We start from the raw sequence: 269 nt of genomic DNA on the forward strand, positions 1-269 counted from the left end.
CGCGCCCTGGGCATCCGTCAGAACTACTCCCCCGTCGCCGACGTGAACGTCAACCCGGCCAACCCGGTCATCGGCGTGCGCTCCTTCGGCGCCGACCCGGACGCGGTCGCCGGGCTGGTCGCGGCGGAGGTGCGGGGGTACGAGTCGTCCGGCGTGGCGGCCACCGCCAAGCACTTCCCGGGCCACGGCGACACGATCACGGACAGCCACGAGGACCTGCCCACGATCCACCACACGCGCGAGCAGTGGGAGGAGCTGGACGCGCCGCC

The 269-nt window shown here is 73.6% G+C and carries 1 protein-coding gene; it reads left to right on the top strand.

The window, feature by feature from the left end; translation table 11 throughout:
- Nucleotides 1-269 (top strand): glycoside hydrolase family 3 N-terminal domain-containing protein (locus CCN29_RS36795; RefSeq protein WP_442538710.1); only part of this gene is annotated, 269 nt, incomplete at both ends.

Source organism: Streptomyces pseudogriseolus (assembly GCA_002154585.1).
In the GTDB taxonomy this organism is placed as follows: domain Bacteria; phylum Actinomycetota; class Actinomycetes; order Streptomycetales; family Streptomycetaceae; genus Streptomyces; species Streptomyces pseudogriseolus.